Origin of the sequence: Demequina soli (assembly GCF_000971195.1) — a bacterium.
Classification (GTDB): Bacteria; Actinomycetota; Actinomycetes; order Actinomycetales; family Demequinaceae; genus Demequina; species Demequina soli.
In genome coordinates this window covers 86160-105353 of the sequence record NZ_BBLZ01000006.1, presented here as the reverse complement: position 1 = coordinate 105353, position 19194 = coordinate 86160, and the positions used below count along the sequence as shown (strand labels likewise).

The window sequence follows — 19194 nt, the reverse complement described above, 5'->3', positions numbered from 1 at the left end:
CCGACGCCGCTTAGGAGGCCGGGTTGACCTCGGCGGTGGTGAGCATGTCGTCGGACGCGCCCCAGCCGTCGAGGATCTCCTTCAGGGTGCCATCGTCCATGAGGCCCTGCAGGGCGGTGGCGATCGCCTGGGTGGTCGCCGAGCCCTGCGCGGTGACGATGCCCTGCGACGCGGTCGCGAAGGCGTCGCCGAGCTGCTCGAGCTGGCCGCCGGTCTGGGTCACGGCGTAGCCGATGATCGGCGAGTCCGCGAACAGGACGTCCGCCTTGCCGCCCACCACGTTGGTCGCGGCGTCGGCCTGCGAGTCGTAGTTGAGGACGGTGAGCGCGTCGCCGCCCGCGTCCTTGCAGTCGGCGGCCATCTGGTTGGCCTCGTCCTGCTGGACGGTGCCGGTCTGGACGGCGACCGTGGTGCCGCACAGGTCGGAGGCGTCGACGCCCTGGGGGTTGCCGGCCTGGACGGCGTAGGCCTCGCCAACGCTGAGGTAGCTGGTCATGTCGGCGACCTGCTCGCGCTCGGGCGTGATGGTGAAGGAGCTGATGCCCGCGTCGTACTTGGAGCCGATCGAGGGGATGATCGAGTCGAACGCGGCGGACTCGATCTGCGCGTCGAGGCCGAGCGCGGCTGCGATGGCCTCCGAGATCTCGACGTCGTAGCCCACGGGGGTCTGGCCGTCGGCGGCCAGGAACTCGGCGGGCGCGTAGGTGGTCTCCATGGCGACGCGGAGCGTGCCGCGGTCCTTGATGTCCTGCGGCAGGAGCGCGACGGCCGCGTCGTTGACGGCGACGGTGCTCGGGTCGAAGCTCGCGGCCGCCTGCGCGGTCGCGCCGGCGGAGGTGCCGGTGCTCGAGCCGGTCTCCTGCGAGGCGTAGGTGCAGGCGGACAGGGACACGGCGGTCATCGCGGCGATCGCGACGAGGGCAGGCTTGCGCATGGATGCTCCTTCGAGGGTGTGAGGGCGCATGGCTCCGCGGGTCCGGGTGGGGACTCCCAGCAGGTCATGCATCGCTATGCATCATTATGCATGATCGTGGATGGTCACGGTGACATCGGGGCCGTTCACGCCGCCTACCAGGGGCGTCGCTCAGTCGGGGATGCGGGTGTCCTCGCCGCCCTCGGGCATGTGGTCGTTCTCGGGCCGGCGCGCGAGGATCGCGATCGACACCCCGAGGCCGCCCCACACCAGCACGATCGAGACCGTGAGCAGCGCGATGGCGGAGCCGTTCATGAGCGCCCCCTCGGGTCGTAGTCCTCGGTGTGGCGCTCCCCCACGTCGGCGGGCAGGTTGAGCTGCTCGCGCGAGGGCCACGGATGGAAGCGGGAGATATCGCGTCGCCACTTGAGGAACGGCATCAGGAACGCCACGAGGGCGAGGAACACCACGGTGCCCCATCCGAAGACCACGAGGTACCAGGTCGGGTAGCCGCCATAGCCGTCGATGGCGAGCGTGACGGCCTTGTCGACGAACATGTAGATGAGCAGCAGCGCGACGGCGCTCACGAGCCACAGCCACGCCCGGCCAGGACGCAGCGTGGACACGGCCGCGAGGTGGCGCTCGAGCTCGTGGCCGCGCCGGCCGAGCCACACGGCGGCGGCGATCATGGTGATCGCGCCCGCCACGATGCCGAGTTGGTTGGACCAGTTGTCGACCGTGTCGAGGAGGTACAGGCCCGTGGTGGTGCCGAATCCGACGATCGACAGCACCGCGCTGGTGCCGCCCACGAGGACGGCCGCGGTGCGGGGCTTGAGGCCCAGCTTGTCCTGCAGCGCCGCGGACACCACCTGCAGCACCGACACGAGCGATGTCAGCCCCGCGAGGACCAGCGACGCGAAGAACAGGGCGCCGAAGAACGCGCCGCCGGGCATCTCCGCGATGGTGGCGGGGAACGTGACGAAGGACAGGAACGGCCCCGCGATGCCGTCGAGCTCGCCCACGCCGACGCCCTCGCGGTGCGCGAGGAACCCGAGCGTCGCGAACACCCCGATGCCCGCGAGGAGCTCGAACGAGCTGTTGCCGAACGCGACCACCAGGCCCGGCGCGGTGAGGTTCGAGCGGCGACGCCGGTACGAGGCGTAGGTGATCATGATCCCGTAGGCCAGCGACAGCGAGAAGAAGATCTGCCCGTAGGCGGCGATCCACACCTGCGGGTCCTTGAGCGCGGCGAAGTCCGGGGTGAACAGCGCGTCGAGGCCGTCGGCCGCGCCGTCGAGGAACAGCGCGCGGACCACGATGACGAGGAACGTGGCGACGAGCACCGGGATGCCCACGATGTTGAGCCGCTCGACGCCCTTGTGCAGCCCGAGCGCGAGGATGACGATCGTGACGGCCCACATCGCGACCAGCGGGATGATGACCTTCGGCACGAAGCTGGTGCTGAACGTCCCCGCCTCCCCCAGCTGCAGGTAGTCGGACGTGAAGAAGCCCGCCGGGTCGTCCTTGTACGCGAGGGAGAAGCTGAAGAAGAAGTAGCTGAGCGCCCACGCGAGGATCGCCGTGTAGTACAGCCCGATGACGAAGCAGATGGCCACGTGCAGCCAGCCCACGCCCTCCGCGTGGCGGTGCACGCGCTTCATGGCCAGCGGCGGCGAGCCGCGGAACCGGTGGCCGATCGCGTGCTCGAGGAAGAGGATCGGGATGCCCGCCGTCAGCAGGGCGACGAGGTACGGGATCATGAAGGCGCCGCCGCCGTGCTCGTACGCCTGGCCCGGGAAGCGCCAGATGTTGCCGAGGCCGACGGCGGAGCCGATCGCGGCGAGGATGAACGCGGTCTGGCCGGACCAGTGCTCGCGCTTCTCGTGGGTGGGAGGCGGCGGGGCCGCCTCGGTGGGGTGCTCGGCCATGGTTGTCTCCCCTCTCCGGCTCACGCTAAACCGCGGGCGCGCATCGTGCCTGGTGAGCGGGGACGATGCGGCGTGCCACCATGGCGCCATGGACACCGGCCTGATCCGGGCGGCGGGCGCGGAGCTGCGCTACCGCCGTCTCCCGCGCGACGGCGCGCGCACCCTGCTCCTCCTGCACGGCATCACCGACGGCGCGGCCGCATGGTCCCGCGTCGCCGATGCCCTCGCTCCCGGCTACGACCTGGTCATGCCCGACGCGCGGGGCCACGGCGGCTCGAGCCGGGTCGACGCCGCGCCCGACGTCGCCACGTTGGCCGCCGACGCCGCCGCGGTGCTCGACGCGTTGAGCCTGGGTCCGGTGCTGGTGTGGGGCCATTCCATGGGCGCGGAGACGGCGGCCGCGCTGGCCGCCTCGCGCCCGGACCTGGTGGCCGCCGCCGTGCTCGAGGACCCGCCGTTCGGCCGCACCGAGGCGGCGGAGCAGGACGGCCCGGACCCGCACCTCGACGGCTTCGCCGCGCTGCTCGCGGACATGCGGTCGATGAGCGAGGGCGAGCGCCTTGCCGTCGCCACGCGCCAGAACCCCACGTGGGACGCGGCCGAGAACGAGGCCTGGGCGGCGACCAAGGCGCAATTCGACCCGACCATGCTGGCGCTGCTCGCGCGTGGCCTCGGGCTGGGCTGGCGGCACCGCCTCGCGGCGATGCGCTGCCCCGTTCTGCTCGTCACGGGCGACCCGGAGCTCGGGGCGATCGTCACGCCGGAGATCGCGGCGGCGGCGCTCGAGGCGCTGCCCGACGGGAGGGCCGTGCGGATCGCGGGCGCGGGGCACAGCATCCATCGCGACCGGTTCGACCAGACCCTCGCGCACGTGCTCGCGTTCCTCGCGGAGGCGGCACCGGGCCGCTGAAGGCCTGCCGGGCGGCGCATCGTCCCTGGAATCCCTCCCGTCGCCCGCGGTCCGGCGCTAGTCTCGGGCCAAGGCGATCTTCAGGAGGCACGACCATGGCCGGACCGACCAAGGCGCAGATCGAGGCGCGGCTCGCCGAGCTCGAGGCCGAGAACGCCCGGCTGCGCGAGACGGTGGCCGCCGCGATCGCCCCGGCGGACGCCGCATCGTCCCCCGTCGCCGTCGCGACGCGCTCGCGTCACCGAGGACGGGCGTTCCTGGGGATCCTGCTGATCGTGCTCGGCACGATCGTGGCGCCGCTGGCCACCGTCGCGGGCTTCGCGGCACGCCAGGTGAGCGACACGGACGCGTTCGTGAGCACGCTCGCGCCGCTCGCCGAGGACCCGGCGGTGCAGGCGCTCATCGTGGACGAGGCCTCGAAGGCGATCGACAACGCGCTCGACACCGACGCGCTCGTCGAGGACCTGCTCAACTCCGTGATCGACACCAGCGCGACGCCGCGGCTCGAGAACGCGAAGGGCCTGCTGGGGCCGCTGCTCGCGGACCAGGCGCGCGTGGCGATCCGGTCCGCGCTCACGACCGTGGTCGAGTCCGACGCGTTCGCGACCGTGTGGGAGCAGTCGCTGCGGCTCACGCACCAGCAGCTCGTCGCGGTGATGGAGGCGGACGCGGACGGTGCCGTGTCCATCTCCGACTCCGGCGAGGTGTCCATCCAGCTGCAGCCGCTGATCGACCAGCTCAAGCCTGCGCTCGTGGACGCCGGCTTCACCCTCGCGAGCTCGATCCCCGAGGTGAACGCCTCGATCAAGGTCGCGGACGTGCCGGGCGTGGCGAAGGCGCGGCTGGGGTACTCGGTGCTCACCACGGTGGGCAACACGCTGCCGTGGGTGGCGCTGCTGCTCGTGATCGTCGGCGTGATCGTGCACCCGCGACGCCCGCGCGCGGTGATCGTCGCGGGCACGCTGATCCTCATCCTGGGGGCGGTGCTGGGATTCGCGATCGCACTCGGCGGGTCCGTGGTGGCCGCGGCCGTCGCGACCACCGTGCCGACCGCCGCCACCGCCGCGATCTACCACGCGCTCACCGGAGAGGTCGCGGCGGTCATGCTCGCCTACGCGGTGCTGGGCGTGATCCTCATCCTGGCCGGGGTGTTCTCGGGCGGGTCGTCGCTGGCGTCGGGCGCGCGCGGATCGGGGTCGTCGGTGCTGCGGCGCGGGACCATGCTGCTGGACCGCCGCGGGTGGCGTCCCGAGGGCCTCGGCGACGTGCTGCGCCGGATGGGCTGGCTGCTGTGGGTGTGGCTGGGGCTGCTGCTGTGGATCCTCGCCGCGACGCTGCGGCCGCTGTCCGTGTGGGACGTGGTGCTCGGAGGGGTGGTGCTCGCGCTCGGGGCGGCGGTCTTCTTCGTGCTGCGCGGGCCCGTGGACGATGCGGCGGCCTCCGCCGAGGACGAGGTCGCCGAGGCGGCCATCGTCGAGGACGAGCCTGCGATCTGACGCCTGCAAAGCGTCACGACCCTGCCTTGATTGCGGAGCTGGGACGGCCGTAAGCGACACGAACGTGGATGGTTGTCGCGCGCGCTTCACTCCGGCCCTGGCACCGCCGCGGCGCCGGCGCCATCCATACCCCGTCCGTATCTAGCATCTCGATCCTAGAATTGGCCGCGTGAAGACGATCACCATGACGGAGCTCAACCAGCGCATCTCCGCGATCACGCGTGAGATCGCGGAGACCGGCGAGCCCGTGCGCGTCACCAACCGCGGCAAGGTTGTCCTGCGCCTGATCCCCGAGCCCGTCGACGGCGCAAGCCCGATCGAGGCCCTGATCGCCGCCGGGCTCGCGACCGCGCCCACACGGGAGCGTCCGCGCTCCCGCCCGCGGGTCGAGCTCTCGGACGACGCGGATTCCGTGCTCAGCGAGCTCGATCGTGGCTGGTGACCGCACGTGGTACCTCGACACCTCCGTCGCGTTGCGCGTGATGCTCGGGCACGACGCGGGGGCGACCGCCTGGTACGCGTCGACCGAACCGGGCACGGTCGTGTCGTCGCGACTGCTCCACCTGGAGTGCGTCCGCGCTCTGCGCCGTGACGGCCTGGCCACGCGCGTCGCCGACGAGTTCGCCGCGGAGCTCGTCCTGCTCGGCGTCGACAGCGCCCTCGTCGCGGAGGCCGCGAGCATTCGTCCGCACGTCACGACCCTCGATGCCCTGCACCTGGCGTCGGCCATGCGCCTCGGAGCCGCCGCGACGACGATCGTGTCGCACGATCGGACGATGCTGACCGTCGGCGAGGCACTGGGCTTCGCGACCCACGATCCCGTCAGGGGCTGACGGCACCGGCCTGCACTCTCAGGACGCGCCGTCGCCACGGACGTAGAGCGCATGGAACTCCAGGATCTGCGCGACCGTCGCTGGGTTCCGGGTCTCCATGGCGATCTCGCGCGTGCCCAGACGCACGCCTCCCTCCACGAAGTTGTGCGACCCCGTGAGCGCCGTACGGGCGCCATCCTCGCCGAAGAAGACCATCACCTTGGCGTGCAGGTAGTGCTTGCTCGTGTACATCGAGCGATGGCGGGTCCACAGCATCGAGGAGGTGATGAGGGCGCGGTTCACGGGGCTGGCGTTGCGCGGCGGGTTGAACCACAGCTCGTGGTCTCGTTCGCTGATGACCTTGCCCAGCTCCCCGGTCGGGCAGTACTGGGAGACGAGCAGCACGCGCTCCGCCCGCCGCGCCAGCTCGAGCGCCCGGCGGTAGATGATGGAGTCGCCGGGGATGCCCCCGTCCACCAGCACCCGGTCGGTGCCGTACGGCAGCTCGAGCGACTCGTGCCCGCGCTCGTGGTGGTTCATGTGCCGGATCTGGTGGTAGACCGTCTCGAGGTCGTCGGCCAGCCGCGGGTCGGCGATGCGGAGCATGAAATCGGTGTTCTCGATGCCCTTGCGGTCCAGGTTCACCCCGCCGAAGGCGTACGCAACGTCGTCCACCACGCAGAACTTCGTATGCGTCCGGCCCCGCCACGGGAGACCCTTCTCGCGGCCCAGCCAGGTGAAGCGCACGCCTTCGTGGGTGAGCCTCGAGGCCAATTGGTCGGAGGTGCGCCATGCCTTGGTGCGATAGCCGGTGGGCAGGAAGGTGCCGGCGGCGTCCGCGTAGGTGAAGACGTCCGCAGCGACCGACACGTCGACCCCACGCCTCGCGGCCCACACGAGCGCCTCGATGAGGTCGTCCGTGCGGTGGTCGTGCGCGATGGTCAACGTCGTCAGCAGCACGCGCCGCTTGGCGTCGTGGATGCGCCGGGTCGCGTCGGCGACGTAGTCCTCGGCCGGGAGCAGCTGGGGCGACGCAAGGCTGGCCCCGCGATCGTGAGGGTGCTCGCCGTGTGCGGGCGCCGATGCACTGGACAACAGATCCACGCTTCCTCGCTGTGCTGCCAGTCTATGGAGGCGAGGTGTGCGGCGGCGACGCGGGCGCGCGCCGATGGCCGGCACAGCCGGAGACGGGCGACGCGCCGGCCCGGGAACGCGGTCGGCGGCCGGCGGGGTGATCCGCCGGCCGCCGCATCGTGACTTCAGAGCGCGTTAGCGCAGCATTGCACCGAACTTCTCGGACGCCGCCGCGATGATCGCCTCGCGCACGGACAGCACCTCGTCGGCCGAGAGCGTGTGGTCCGCGTCGCGCATCTTCACGTTGATGGCCAAGGACTTCTTCCCAGACCCGATCTGCTCGCCCGTGTAGACGTCGAAGACGCGCGCGTCCTCGACCAGACCGTCACCCGCATCGATGACCGCGGAGACCAGGTCCCCAGCGGCCACGTCAGACGACACCACGAAAGCGAAGTCCTCCTTCGCCAGCACCTGCCCGGAGACGGGCGACGCAGTGACAAGGACGCCTTCAGATTCGGAGATCATCGGATCGAGCAGCAGCTCGAACGCCACCGAACGAGCCGGGAGGCCGAGGTTCTCGCACACCTTCGGGTGCAGCTCGCCCGCCCCGCCGACGATCTCGCCGTCGAGACGGTAGATCGCCACGCGGCCCGGGTGGAACGGAGCCGTCGACTGCCGCTCCCCCACCTCCGACGAGATCTCAAGCACCACGCCGCACGCGCGCTCGACCTTCTCGACCATCGCCATCGCGTCGGTCCAGCGCCACGGCGTGGCGTGGCCGTCCCAGCCGGCGGCGATCTTGTTGCCGGCCATGATGCCCGCGACGCGGCGCACCTGGCCCGGGATGGCCTTGTTGAGCGCCTCGACGTCGTCCGGCGTGATCGAGTCGCCCGAGTAGGTCGCCGGGATGGCGCCCACGAGGCGGCCCAGGTACGCGCGACCGGTCTCGTAGACCGCCACGTCCTGTGCACCGCGACCCAGGTTGACCTTCACCGCGTCCACCAGCGTCTCGATGAGCGCCGTGCGCAGCAGCGGCTGCTCCGCGCTCAGCGGGTTGGCCAGGCGGATGACGTCGCGACGAACATCATCAGAAGGCAGCAGACAGTCGTCGAGCCGCTGCGAGGAGATGAACGGGTAGGTCAGCACCTGCGTCAGCCCGGCCTCGGCCAGCGACCGCGCGACCGACTTCCGCACGATCTGCGAGTGCGTGTACCCACGCCCCGGGGGCGCCACGGGCAGCACCGACGGCAGGTTCTCGAAGCCGCGCAGGCGCGCGACCTCCTCCACCAGGTTGATGGGCGCCTCGAGGTCCGCGCGCCACGTCGGCGGCGTCACGATGAGCACGTCGCCGTCCTGCGTCACGGTGCACCCGACCTGCTCGAGCGAGGACACGACCTCGGACACCGGGTAGTCGACGCCCACGATGCGCGACGGATAGTCGGCATCCATCTCGATCGGAGAAACCGCGGGCACGTTGTTCACGTCCGTGAACACGTCCTCGATCACACCGCCGCCCAGCTCCGCGAGCAGGTTCGCCGCGCGCTGCACCGCCACGGGCGGCAGCGCGGTGTCCACGGCGCGCTCGAAGCGCCGCGAGGCCTCCGAGCCGAGCTTGTGACGGCGCGCCGTGCGCGCGATGGTGATCGGGTCGAAGTGCGCACCCTCGAGCAGCACGTCGACGGTCGAGGCGGACACCTCGGTCAGCGCGCCGCCCATGACGCCGGCGATGCCGATCGCGCGAGCGCCATGCCCACCATCAGAGTCCGTGATGAGCAGGTCCTCGCCGTGGAGCACGCGCGTCGCATCGTCCAGGGTGACGATGCTCTCCGCGGGCCGCGCACGACGCACCACGATCGGCGCGGTCACCGTCGCGAGGTCGTACGCGTGCAGCGGCTGGCCCAGCTCGAGCATGACGTAGTTGGTGACGTCCACCGCGAGCGAGATCGAGCGCATGCCCGCGCCCTCGAGGCGCTGCTTCATCCACGCGGGCACCGGCGCGTTCGGGTCGACACCGCGCACGATGCGCGCCACGAACCTGTCGCAGCCCACGTTGCCGCGCACGGGCGCCTCGTCCTCGATGAGCACGGGGAAGCCCTCACCGGCGGCCCCGGTCACCGGAATACCAGCGGGGTCGGTGAACGATGCGCCGGTCGCGTGCGCGTACTCGCGCGCCACGCCGCGGATCGAGAACGAGTAGCCGCGGTCGGGCGTGACGTTGATCTCGATGGTCTTCTGGTCGAGGCCGAGCAGCGGGATCGCGTCCTGGCCGGGCTCGAGCTCATCGGCCGAGAAGCCAAGGGAGGTGAGCACGATGATGCCCGAGTGGTCCTCGCCGAGCCCCAGCTCGCGCGCCGAGCAGATCATGCCGTCCGACCAGTGGCCGTACGTCTTACGCCCCGAGATCGGGAACGGCCCGGGCAGCGTCGCGCCCGGCAGCACCACGACCACCCAGTCGCCCTCGACGAAGTTGTGCGCACCGCACACGATGCCCTTCGACGACGGGTAGTCGACCTTGTTGTCGGGCTTGTGCCCCGGCCCCTCGGGGTCGTTGAAGGAGCCGACGTCGACGCGGCAGTAGTTGATGGTCTTGCCGTTGGACTGCTCCTCCTTGACCAACGACATGACGCGCCCGACAACCAAAGGCCCCTCGACGCCGGAGCCGTGGATGCCCTCCTCCTCGAGCCCGACCTTCGCGAGCGAGGTGACGATGTCCTCGGGGGTCGCGCCCTCCACCAGGGAGACGGACTCCGCGAGCCAGCTAAGCGGAATCTTCGGCATCAGATCTCCATCCCGAACTGCTGAGAGAAGCGCACGTCGCCCTCGACCATGTCGCGCATGTCGGTGACGCTGTGGCGGAACATCAGGGTGCGCTCGATCCCCATGCCGAACGCGAAGGCGGTGTACTTGGTCGGGTCGATCCCGGCGGCACGCAGCACGTTGGGGTGCGTCATGCCGCAGCCGCCCCACTCGATCCAGCCGGTGCCGCGGCAGGTGCGGCAGTCGGGGTCCGAGCCGCCGCACACGAAGCAGCGGAGGTCCATCTCGGCGGACGGCTCGGTGAAGGGGAAGAACGAGGGGCGCAGGCGCGTCACCGCGTCCGGCCCGAACAGCGACTTCGCGAAGTGGTCGAGCGTGCCCTTGAGGTGCGCCATCGTCAAACCGCGATCGATGGCCAGGCCCTCGATCTGGTGGAACACCGGGGTGTGGGTCGCGTCGAGCTCGTCCGTGCGGAACGTCTTGCCGGGGCACACGACGTAGATGCCGCGGCCCTCGTTCTCGAGCGAGTCACGCCTCTCCAAGGCAGCGCGCACCTGCACCGGCGAGGTGTGCGTCCTCATCAAGAGCCCCGACGACGGCGGGTCGATGAAGAACGTGTCCTGCATCTCGCGCGCCGGGTGGTCGGGATCGAAGTTGAGGGCGTCGAAGTTGAACCACTCCGCCTCCATCTCGGGTCCCTCGGCGACCTCCCAGCCCATGGAGACGAACACGTCGCACATGCGCTCCTGCATCGTCTCGAGCGGGTGCCGCGCACCCACGAGAGCGCGCGAGACGGGAAGCGTGACGTCCACGGCCTCCTCGACCAGCACGCGCGCGTCGCGCTCGGCCTCGAGCTCGGCGGTGCGGGCGGCAAGGGCGCGGCCGATCGCGGCACGCGCGCCGCCCATCGTCTTGCCGGCCTGCGCCTTCTCCTCGGGCGTGAGGCCGCCGATGAGCTTGTTCGCGAGCGTGAGCGCGGCCTTGTCGCCGGTGGCGGCGAGGCGGGCCTCCTTCAGCTCGTCCAGGGAGGTGGCCGCCGCGAACGAGGCGAGCGCCTCGGCGACGGCCGCGTCGACGCCTGCGACGTCGAGCGGGGAGAGTTCAGTCATGGGTGGCCCTTCACAGCCTCGAAAACAACCGGTGGAAGTCTAGCGGGGCGCACGGGCGGGCCGGCGGTGGACGATGCGGTCCTCGCCTGGGGCGTCCGGGCGCGAGTCAGGCCCGGAGGGTCTCTCCGGGCCTAGGTAAACAGGCGGGTGCGGCGCATCGTGCTACCAGGTTAGCCCGATGACGGTGAGAAGCAACGCCATGATCGCCGTCGTGACGATCGGCATGGCGACGCGGAAGCCGACGGGCACCTGGGGGTTCTTCACGAGCAGCACGTTCGTGAGGAACATGAACACCGCGAGGAACGGGCCCAGGTAACCGAACACGATGAGCAGCAGCGGCGCGAACATCGCGACCTTCGCGGCGGTCGGCACGTGCGCGCCCATCTTCAGCACCGGGGTGCCGTCGAGGTACAGCGTCTGGAACCCGGGGATGATGCCGTTGGACGACAGCTTCGCGGTGGAGCCGTTGCGCAGCGGGATGGACCAGCGGCTCTTCGACCGCTTGACGATCTCGCCGCCGATGCGGACCTTGTAGAGCAGACCCAGCACGCCCTCGACCTCGACGGTGCCGCGGGCACCAGGGATGTCGAGCCGACGCGTGTTGTCCATGGGACCTCCTCAGTTGCCGGGAAGGCTACCAGCCGGCGACAGGCCCTCCGGCGCATCGTCCCCGGGCGCGTGCGTCCCGGCGCCGTGGCCGAACGCGTAGGTGCGGCCCTTGCGCACGCGCTTGCCGGACACGAGCGCCTCGTCGGCGGCGGACTGGAGCGTGGCGAGGTCGTGGCCCGCGGCCGTGGTGGTCGCGAAGCCCGCGGTCGCGCCCGCGCCGCAGCCGCCGGCGAAGGACTCGCGGATGGCGAGGGCGACGTCGTCGCGCAGGCGGCGCGCGACCTCGACCGGGGAGCCGCGCTCGCCCAGGCGCATGAGCACGATGAACTCGTCGCCGCCGATGCGCGCGGCGATGTCGCGGCTACGCACCGTCTCGTTGAGGACGTCGCCGACAGCCGCGAGGACCACGTCCCCGGCGTCGTGCCCGTGCTCGTCGTTGACCCGTTTGAAGTCGTCGAGGTCGAGCGCGATGAGGACCACCGCCTCGCCGTCGCGCTGCGCCGACCGCAGGATCGCGCGGCCACGGCGGGCGTACTCGTAGCGGTTGGCGAGGCCGGTCAGCGCGTCGGTCTGGGCGTGCTCGCGCATGCGGCGGATGGGGCGCCACAGCTGCAGCGCGAGGCCGGCCGCCACCACCACCATGAGGACCGAGAAGCTGGTGACCCAGTAGGCCGCGCGCTTGAAACCGCTGACCGCGGGGGCGAGATCGGAGGCGCTGGCGTCGAGGTGGAGCACCCAGTCGAGCCCGGTGGCGGGGTCCATGGTGCGCTCGAGGCTCACGGTGTCGCCGTGGGCGCGGATCGCGCTGGAGCTCGCGATCGCGCTGGGCGCAGCGGTGGGGATGCCGAGGTCGGACGCGTCGGGCACGCCGTCGAGCTGCGCCTGCAGGCGGTGGAGGGTCGCGCGCTGGCCAGCCGGGGCGGCGACCACCTTGCCGTCGCCCGTGAGGATGAAGGCGTGCGCGTCGGAGCCGATCGGGATGTCCTCGAGGAGGCTGCCGAGGCGGTCGAGGTCCAGGTCGGCGCCGACGACGGCCACCGCGGCGCCCGCGGGGTCGCGGACCGCGAGGACCGGCGAGACGACGATCTCGTCGGTGCGCGACGAGATGTACGGGTCCGTCCAGGCGACCGCGGTCGAGCCCAGGGCCCGCTGGTACCAGGGCCGGGACGTGGGGTCGTAGGCGGTGGACCCGTCGGTGCGGTCGGTCTCGTCGAGCTCGGCGTCGTACTCCACGCGCGTGATGGCGGCGCCGCCGGCGGCGGGGTCGGGCGTGACCTCGACGAGCGAGTAGCCGTCGGGCGCGGTCGCGAGGGAGACCAGGTGGCCGTCCGGCTCGGCGACGAAGATGCTGCCGACCGCGGGCTCGCGGTCGAGGCGGTCCGCGAGGGCGCGCAGCAGCTCGTCGTCGGTGGGGAGCGTGCCGTCGCGGCGGATCTCGGACGCGGTGCCCTCGACCACGTCGGAGGCGGCGCCCGCGAAGGTCGCGACGCGCTCGGACATGAGGTCGCCGACGTAGGTGTACGTATCCTCCGCGGCGGCGGACAGGGTGCGGTCGGCGATGACGGCGCTCAGCACCGACGCGACCATCTGGATCACCAGGACCGCCGCGACCATGACGACCGCGGCGACGACGCCGCGCGATCGCGCCATGCGCAGCCTCAGCCGTCCCCTTGTCACGGCACCATTGTCCGTGGTCCGCACGCGTGTCGGGGCTCGCGGCGGGGTGGTCTTCGTCACAGGGTGCCGAGGTTCTGTCCACCCTGCGAGACGGGTTCCTCCCCTGGTGGGGCGCCGATCGCCCGGTTATCCCCAGGCTGGCCTGTGGAGAATGTCCGGATTGCCGGCGGTTGCCCGAGCGGGCGTCAGGCCCGTTGGGCGGTCGCCGACGCGTACAGGCAAACGGCGGCGGCGGTGCCGAGGTTGAGGCTCTCGGCGTGGCCGTGGATCGGGATGCGCACCACGGCGTCGACGAGGTCGAGCTCCTCGGGGCGCAGGCCCCAGGCCTCGTTGCCGAACACCCACGCGGTGCGTCCGGCGAGCGACTCCGAGCCGCCCGCGCCCGAGCCGGAGCCGGCGTCGCCCAGGAGGTCCTCGCCCGATCCGTCGGCGGCCAGCACGGTGAGCCCGGCGGCACCGAGCGCGGCCACCGCCTCGGCCAGCGGCGCGCGCGCCACGGGAAGATGGAACAGGGATCCCGCCGTGGAGCGGATCACCTTGGGGTTGCCGGGGTCGACCGACTCGCCGGCGAGCACCACGGCGTCGGCGCCCGCCGCATCGGCCACGCGGATCACGGTGCCCGCGTTGCCGGGGTCACGCACGTTCGACAGGACGGCGACCAGACGCGGCGCGGCCGCCACGACGTCGTCGAGCGACGTGCCGGTGGACTCGACGACCGCGACGACGCCCTGGGCGTCGGCGCTCATGGCCTCGAGCACCGCATCGGTGCCGACGTGGACGTACAGCCCGGCGGCGAGCGCCTCCGAGGCGATCTCGGGGTAGCGCAGCGCCGCGTCGGGCGACAGGTAGACGTCGCGCACGCGGTCGGCGGCGAACCGCACCGCCTCGCGCACCGCCTGCGGTCCCTCGACGAGCCACACGCCCGCCCGGGAACGCGCGGAACGCCCCGCCAGGGCCGCGACTCTCTTGACCCGTTCGGCCTTCGGATTCGAAAGCGTCACGGTGAGGTCAGCAGGCCCGGCGGGGCGTTCCGTCATGCGGGTGATCCCTTGAGGAGGACGTCTTACGCGGCGGGCGCGTTGACGTCGGCGGGGAGCGCCTTCTTCGAGGTCTCGACCAGGGTCGCGAACGCGGCCTCGTCGTTCACCGCGAGCTCGGCGAGCATGCGGCGGTCGACCTCGATGCCAGCGGCCTTGAGGCCCTGGATGAAGCGGTTGTAGGTCATGCCGTTCGCACGGGCCGCAGCGTTGATGCGCTGGATCCAGAGCTTGCGGAAGTCGCCCTTGCGCTTGCGGCGGTCGTTGTACGAGTAGACGAGGGAGTGGGTGACCTGCTCCTTCGCCTTCCGGTAGAGGCGCGAACGCTGACCGCGGTAACCCGCGGCGCGCTCGAGGGTAGTACGGCGCTTCTTCTGGGCGTTGACCGCCCGCTTGACGCGTGCCATTTCAGTTCTCCTAAAGGTACGTGTGTGGGGGCGGGGCTTACTTGCCCAGCAGCTTCTTGATCTTCTTCGAGTCGGCGTCCGACAGGATCTGGTCCTGGGCCACGCGGCGCTTGCGCGAGGAGTGCTTCTCCTCGAACTTGTGGACGTTCATCGCCGAGGCGTGCTTCACCTTGCCGGTGCCGGTGAGCTTGAAGCGCTTCTTGGCACCCGAGTGGGTCTTGTTCTTGGGCATTGCTGCCTCTCCTTCTAGGTCTGGCTGGGCCCCGGTGGAGCCCAGCACGGATCACGGGCGACCAGCGCCCGAAGCCTGTGTGCGTCTCGCGACGTCTACTCGGCCGCCGACTCCTCGACGGCCTCGGCGACCTCGTCGGTCACCTCGGGTGCCTCGTCGGCCACCTCGGCACCCTTCGGCGCCTTGCGGTCCTTCTCGTCGCGCGCGGCCTGCTCGGCGGCCTTGCGCTCCTCGCGGACCTTGCGCTGCTCCTCCTTGGCCTCCGCCTTCTTCTTCAGCGGACCCAGGACGAGCGACATGTTGCGCCCCTCGTGGCTCGGCGCGTTCTCGACCACGCCGTACTCCTGGAGCTCCTCCGCGAGCTTCATCAGCAGGCGTCGGCCCATCTCGGGACGGGACTGCTCACGGCCACGGAACATGATCGTGACCTTGACCTTGTCGCCACCCTTGAGGAACCGGACGACGTGACCCTTCTTGGTCTCGTAGTCGTGCTCGTCGATCTTGAGACGGAACCGCATCTCCTTGATCTCGGTGTTCGCCTGATTGCGACGTGCCTCGCGCGCCTTGACCGCAGCCTCGTACTTGAACTTGCCGTAGTCCATGAGCTTGACGACGGGAGGACGCGAGTTGGGCGCCACCTCGACCAGGTCGAGCTCGGCGTCCTGCGCCAGACGGAGGGCATCCTCGATGCGGACGATGCCGACCTGCTCGCCCTTCGGACCGACCAGGCGGACCTCGGGGACTCGGATGCGCTCGTTGATGCGCGGCTCGTTGATAGCGGCTCCTTCTCGTTGCTGACGTGTGCGACCTCCCGGCCGGCGCCCTGCCCCCAGAAACGGGAAAAGGCCCCTGCCCGAAACACGAGCAGAGGCCACCGGAGGCACGGAACACCCCACCGCGAAACCTCGCGGCGAAGGCCGTGACCGAGACCCTGGTCCTTGACGGTCCGAGGGTGGGAGGTGGACTCCACTTGCGTGTTGCGACGTCTGCCGCAACCGGTCGATGCACCAGAATAGCAAGCATGTGCCCAGAAGACCAGGAAGCAGGTCCCGGCATGCCCGCCGGTGCCGCAGACATGCCCCCTCCGACGGACGATGCGGGGGTCGCCGAGGCGGCCCGTGACATCGCCGAGGTGAGCGCGGTGGAACTTATCACGACCGTGAGCGTTCATCTTCTCAGCGCGGCCGCACTGCGGTGCGGGCTGGCGGAGGACGGCGAGAAGCACCAGGACCTCGACGAGGCGCGGACGATCATCAACGCCCTCGCGGGGCTCGTCACCGCCGCTGCCCCGGACCTCGGCGACACGCATGCGCGCGCGCTTCGTGACGGTTTGCGAAGCGTACAGTTGGCATTCCGGGAGGCCTCGGCGATCCCGGACCGGCCCGGGGAGGGACCCGGCGAGAAGTACACGGGGGCGGTCACGTAGTGGCGAATGGGGAGGACGTCCGGCGCGGAGCCGATCTCGGCAGCCGCGCCGGTTCGCTGAGCGCGTCCACAGGGACCGCCACCAGCCCCCCGCGGACGCGCCTCCCCTTCTACCCCGTCACCGAGCCGACTCCCCACGACGTCGTCGACACCGACGAGATCCCGGTGGTCGGCGGCGCGGCCGTCGCGGAGCCCCGCAAGGGGCGCTCCTCGCGCGCCGCGGGCGTCGACGAGACCCACCGGTTCGGCGAGGACGACGACGCCGACCCCATGGTGGCCCCCGACGGCGCCGAGGCCGCCGACGACGAGCCCTTCGCCGCCCATCCGCCGCGCCCCGTCGGCCTCATCATCGTGGTCGCGATGATGACCGTCACGCTGCTCGCCGCGGCCGCGCTCATCGCCTACCTGTGGCGCGTCTCCGACGCGTGGGAGGTGCGGGTCGCCGAGCTCACCGAGGTGGGCCACAGCCTCGGCACCGACCTCACCGCCGAGCGCGACACGCTCGCCGCGACGCAGCAGCAGCTCGACCTCGTCACGCAGCAGCTGTCGGCCTCGAAGGACACGGTGAGCCGCCTCCAGGCCGAGAACGCGCAGTGGGGCGACGACGCCGCCTACGCGCAGGAGCAGATCGACGGCCTCCAGTCGATCATCACCTCGGCGTCCTCCGTCGCGAGCTCCCTGAGCCGCTGCGTCGAGGGCCACGAGAAGCTCGTCGACTACCTGCGCTCCCCGGACGACTTCGACAAGAAGGAGATCCGCGCGTACGAGAAGAGCGTCGACGAGCTGTGCGCGGCCGCCACCGCGGCGAACGTCTCCTTCCAGCAGTCGGTGGCGGGATGAGCCGAGCGCGTACCGCCGGCGCCGCGCTCGCCGCCACCCTGGCGCTCGCCCTCGCGGGCTGCGCCACCCTGCCCCAGGCCCCGGGCGCGATGCCCGACGACTTCGTCCCCGCATCGTCCGCCTCGCCGGGCGACGGCCCCGGCGCCCTGTCCCCCGACGGCTTCACGGCCGCCCAGCGCATGACGGTGCGCGTGCGCAACGTCGGCTGCGGGTTCATCGCGACCGGCACCGGTTTCGCGCTCGACTCGCACACGCTGGTCACCAACCGGCACGTGGTCGACGACGCCAAGCGCATCACCGTGACCACCTACGACGGGCGCTCGATCGCGGCGACGGCCGCGACCACCACCGCGGTCGCCGACATCGCGATCGTCACCACCGAGGAGTCGCTGGGCTCGGCCTTCGCGGTGCGCGCCGACGCGGACCCCGCGGAGGGCGACGTCATCACGGTGGTCGGGTACCCGAACGGCGGGCGCCTCACCACCTCGACGGGCGTGGTGCTCGGCACCACGAGCGACCCGCTGGGCGGCGCCGTCGGCACCGTGCTCGCGACGAGCGCGAAGGTGTCGCAGGGGTCCTCGGGATCGCCGGTCCTCGACGAGGAGGGCCACGTCGTGGGCGTCATCTACGCCAAGAACTTCTCGGACCAGAGCTTCATCGTGCCCATCTCCACGCTCAACACGCTGCTGAGCGAGGCCTCGCTGTTCGTGCCGGAGGCGTCCTGCGTGAGCACCAACGCGGGGGCGCGGTGACCGAGGGGCCCGTCGAGCCCCCGGCGGCGCCCGCGGCGCCTCGCCGCCGGCGCGGGCTCGCGATCGGCCTCGCCCTCGCCCTCGTCGCCGTGGTCGCGCTCGCGGTGCCGCTCGCGCTGCTCGCGACGGCTCGCTCCACGTGGGAGGGCCAGAACGCCGACCTGCGGGGCCGCGTGCGGTCGCTCACCGACCAGGTGTCGGACCAGAACACGCGCCTGGCCAGCCTCGAGCAGACGCGCGCCGAGCTCGCCGCGCTGAAGAAGGAGTACTCCTCCGCGGTGAACTCGGGCGCGCAGGGCACCGAGCTGGTGACGGAGCTCGAGGACATCGTCGACGCGTACCAGCGCTGCGTCGACGCCCAGCAGGAGCACTTCGACGTCCTGCGGCACCCGGACCGCTACATCGCGTCGAGCGTCGACGCATCGGAGTCCTCGATCGTCGACTACTGCGACAAGGTGCATGCCGCGTACGACGCCTTCCAGGCCAAGCATGGGTGAGCCGAGGGCGGCGCGCACCGGCCTGATCGCCGCTCTCGCCGCCCTCGCGCTCGCCGCGTGCGTGCCGCTGTCCCCGCCGCCGTACGCGACCCCGACGCCCGTCGCGGCCTCCTCCGCCGCATCGTCCGGGGACGGCTTCACCCACGCCGAACGGATCACGCTGCGCGTCTGGGCGACCACGTGCGACTCCTACCGCAACGGAACCGCGTGGATGCTGGACCGGACCCACGCCGTCACCAACCGGCACGTCGTGAAGGGTGCGACCGACCTCGAGCTGACCGACTACCAGGGGCGTCACTACCACGCCACCACGGCCGCCTACTCGACGAGCGACGACCTGGCGCTCATCACGATCGACGGCACCTTCCCCGACGCCGCGACGATCGCGACCGACGAGCCCTCCCCGGGCGACGACCTCACGGTGACCGGCTACGCGCTCGGCGGGCCGCTCGCCTCCGTCACGGGGCCGTACGTCGGGCTGCGAGACGACGAGCTCGACCCGGGAGGACCGCAGATCTACTACCTGCGGGTGCTCGCCAAGGAGGGCAACTCGGGCTCCCCCGTCACGGACGCCGCGGGCGATGTCGTGGGCGTGGTGTTCTCGTCCGACTCGCACGAGTACGCGGGCGCGGTCACGCTGCCGCGCCTCGAGGCGTTCCTCGCGGACGAGGCGCGGCTCACCGAGGTGCGCGCCGCCTGCTGAGCGGCGCGGCGAGCGC

Annotated in this window: 21 protein-coding genes; 9 read left to right on the top strand and 12 right to left on the bottom strand. The window is 71.4% G+C overall.

Annotated elements, in window-relative coordinates; all coding sequences use genetic code 11:
* Positions 1–10: 10 nt before the first annotated feature.
* The 3 genes from AOM04_RS12480 to AOM04_RS12475 form a co-directional block, all read right to left on the bottom strand.
* Positions 11–934 carry an ABC transporter substrate-binding protein gene (locus AOM04_RS12480; protein WP_062465115.1) on the bottom strand — a complete coding sequence of 308 codons (924 nt, stop codon included), beginning with the start codon at positions 932–934 and terminating at the stop codon, positions 11–13.
* A 150-nt stretch (positions 935–1084) separates the two neighbouring features.
* Positions 1085–1228 (bottom strand): MetS family NSS transporter small subunit, encoded by a 144-nt coding sequence (locus AOM04_RS14685; RefSeq protein WP_156160741.1) that lies wholly within the window; start codon positions 1226–1228, stop codon positions 1085–1087.
* Positions 1225–2841 carry a sodium-dependent transporter gene (locus AOM04_RS12475; protein ID WP_082104642.1) on the bottom strand — a complete coding sequence of 539 codons (1617 nt, stop codon included), beginning with the start codon at positions 2839–2841 and terminating at the stop codon, positions 1225–1227. The genes AOM04_RS14685 and AOM04_RS12475 overlap by 4 nt, the downstream gene beginning before the upstream one ends.
* 88 nt (positions 2842–2929) lie before the next feature.
* Between AOM04_RS12475 and AOM04_RS12470 the strand changes: the two genes are divergently transcribed.
* The 4 genes from AOM04_RS12470 to AOM04_RS12455 all read left to right on the top strand — a co-directional run bounded on the left by AOM04_RS12470 (position 2930) and on the right by AOM04_RS12455 (position 6080).
* Positions 2930–3751 carry an alpha/beta fold hydrolase gene (locus AOM04_RS12470; protein WP_062465114.1) on the top strand — a complete coding sequence of 274 codons (822 nt, stop codon included), beginning with the start codon at positions 2930–2932 and terminating at the stop codon, positions 3749–3751.
* A gap of 95 nt (positions 3752–3846) precedes the next feature.
* Positions 3847–5247 (top strand): hypothetical protein, encoded by a 1401-nt coding sequence (locus tag AOM04_RS12465; RefSeq protein WP_062465113.1) that lies wholly within the window; start codon positions 3847–3849, stop codon positions 5245–5247.
* Positions 5248–5416: 169 nt separating this feature from the next.
* Positions 5417–5689 carry a type II toxin-antitoxin system Phd/YefM family antitoxin gene (locus AOM04_RS12460; RefSeq protein WP_062465112.1) on the top strand — a complete coding sequence of 91 codons (273 nt, stop codon included), beginning with the start codon at positions 5417–5419 and terminating at the stop codon, positions 5687–5689.
* Positions 5679–6080 (top strand): PIN domain-containing protein, encoded by a 402-nt coding sequence (locus tag AOM04_RS12455; RefSeq protein ID WP_062465111.1) that lies wholly within the window; start codon positions 5679–5681, stop codon positions 6078–6080. The genes AOM04_RS12460 and AOM04_RS12455 overlap by 11 nt, the downstream gene beginning before the upstream one ends.
* 18 nt (positions 6081–6098) lie before the next feature.
* Here the strand turns inward: AOM04_RS12455 and AOM04_RS12450 are convergent, their stop codons facing one another.
* The 9 genes from AOM04_RS12450 to infC all read right to left on the bottom strand — a co-directional run bounded on the left by AOM04_RS12450 (position 6099) and on the right by infC (position 15836).
* On the bottom strand, positions 6099–7163 hold the full coding sequence (locus AOM04_RS12450; RefSeq protein WP_169816446.1) for a phospholipase D-like domain-containing protein: 1065 nt from the start codon (positions 7161–7163) through the stop codon (positions 6099–6101).
* A 165-nt stretch (positions 7164–7328) separates the two neighbouring features.
* Entirely contained in the window at positions 7329–9911 is a 2583-nt protein-coding gene (pheT, locus tag AOM04_RS12445) for a phenylalanine--tRNA ligase subunit beta (RefSeq protein WP_062465109.1), read from the bottom strand.
* Positions 9911–10999, bottom strand: a complete 1089-nt coding sequence (pheS, locus tag AOM04_RS12440) for a phenylalanine--tRNA ligase subunit alpha (RefSeq protein WP_062465108.1) — start codon at positions 10997–10999, stop codon at positions 9911–9913. The genes pheT and pheS overlap by 1 nt, the downstream gene beginning before the upstream one ends.
* 162 nt (positions 11000–11161) lie before the next feature.
* Positions 11162–11608, bottom strand: a complete 447-nt coding sequence (locus AOM04_RS12435; RefSeq protein ID WP_062465107.1) for a hypothetical protein — start codon at positions 11606–11608, stop codon at positions 11162–11164.
* A 9-nt stretch (positions 11609–11617) separates the two neighbouring features.
* A complete protein-coding gene (locus AOM04_RS12430) occupies positions 11618–13285 on the bottom strand; it encodes a sensor domain-containing diguanylate cyclase (protein WP_156160739.1) in 1668 nt (555 codons plus the stop codon).
* 185 nt (positions 13286–13470) lie between these two features.
* Entirely contained in the window at positions 13471–14322 is an 852-nt protein-coding gene (locus AOM04_RS12425) for a TrmH family RNA methyltransferase (RefSeq protein ID WP_062465105.1), read from the bottom strand.
* A gap of 26 nt (positions 14323–14348) precedes the next feature.
* Positions 14349–14729 (bottom strand): 50S ribosomal protein L20, encoded by a 381-nt coding sequence (rplT, locus tag AOM04_RS12420; RefSeq protein WP_062465104.1) that lies wholly within the window; start codon positions 14727–14729, stop codon positions 14349–14351.
* Positions 14730–14766: 37 nt separating this feature from the next.
* A complete protein-coding gene (rpmI, locus tag AOM04_RS12415) occupies positions 14767–14961 on the bottom strand; it encodes a 50S ribosomal protein L35 (RefSeq protein WP_062294442.1) in 195 nt (64 codons plus the stop codon).
* 95 nt (positions 14962–15056) lie between these two features.
* Entirely contained in the window at positions 15057–15836 is a 780-nt protein-coding gene (infC, locus tag AOM04_RS12410) for a translation initiation factor IF-3 (protein ID WP_369401365.1), read from the bottom strand.
* Between the two features lie 200 nt (positions 15837–16036).
* Between infC and AOM04_RS12405 the strand changes: the two genes are divergently transcribed.
* The 5 genes from AOM04_RS12405 to AOM04_RS12385 are packed head-to-tail and all read left to right on the top strand — an operon-like array spanning position 16037 to position 19178.
* Positions 16037–16387 (top strand): DUF1844 domain-containing protein, encoded by a 351-nt coding sequence (locus tag AOM04_RS12405; protein WP_174447676.1) that lies wholly within the window; start codon positions 16037–16039, stop codon positions 16385–16387.
* Positions 16387–17226: a hypothetical protein gene (locus AOM04_RS12400; protein ID WP_062465102.1), complete on the top strand. Its 840-nt coding sequence runs from the start codon at positions 16387–16389 to the stop codon at positions 17224–17226. Before AOM04_RS12405 ends, AOM04_RS12400 begins: the two co-directional genes overlap by 1 nt.
* Positions 17223–17978 carry a S1 family peptidase gene (locus AOM04_RS12395; RefSeq protein WP_062465101.1) on the top strand — a complete coding sequence of 252 codons (756 nt, stop codon included), beginning with the start codon at positions 17223–17225 and terminating at the stop codon, positions 17976–17978. Before AOM04_RS12400 ends, AOM04_RS12395 begins: the two co-directional genes overlap by 4 nt.
* Complete coding sequence (locus tag AOM04_RS12390; protein WP_062465100.1) at positions 17975–18475, top strand: hypothetical protein; 501 nt, start codon at positions 17975–17977, stop codon at positions 18473–18475. Before AOM04_RS12395 ends, AOM04_RS12390 begins: the two co-directional genes overlap by 4 nt.
* On the top strand, positions 18468–19178 hold the full coding sequence (locus AOM04_RS12385; RefSeq protein ID WP_062465099.1) for a trypsin-like peptidase domain-containing protein: 711 nt from the start codon (positions 18468–18470) through the stop codon (positions 19176–19178). The genes AOM04_RS12390 and AOM04_RS12385 overlap by 8 nt, the downstream gene beginning before the upstream one ends.
* Positions 19179–19194 lie beyond the last annotated feature (16 nt).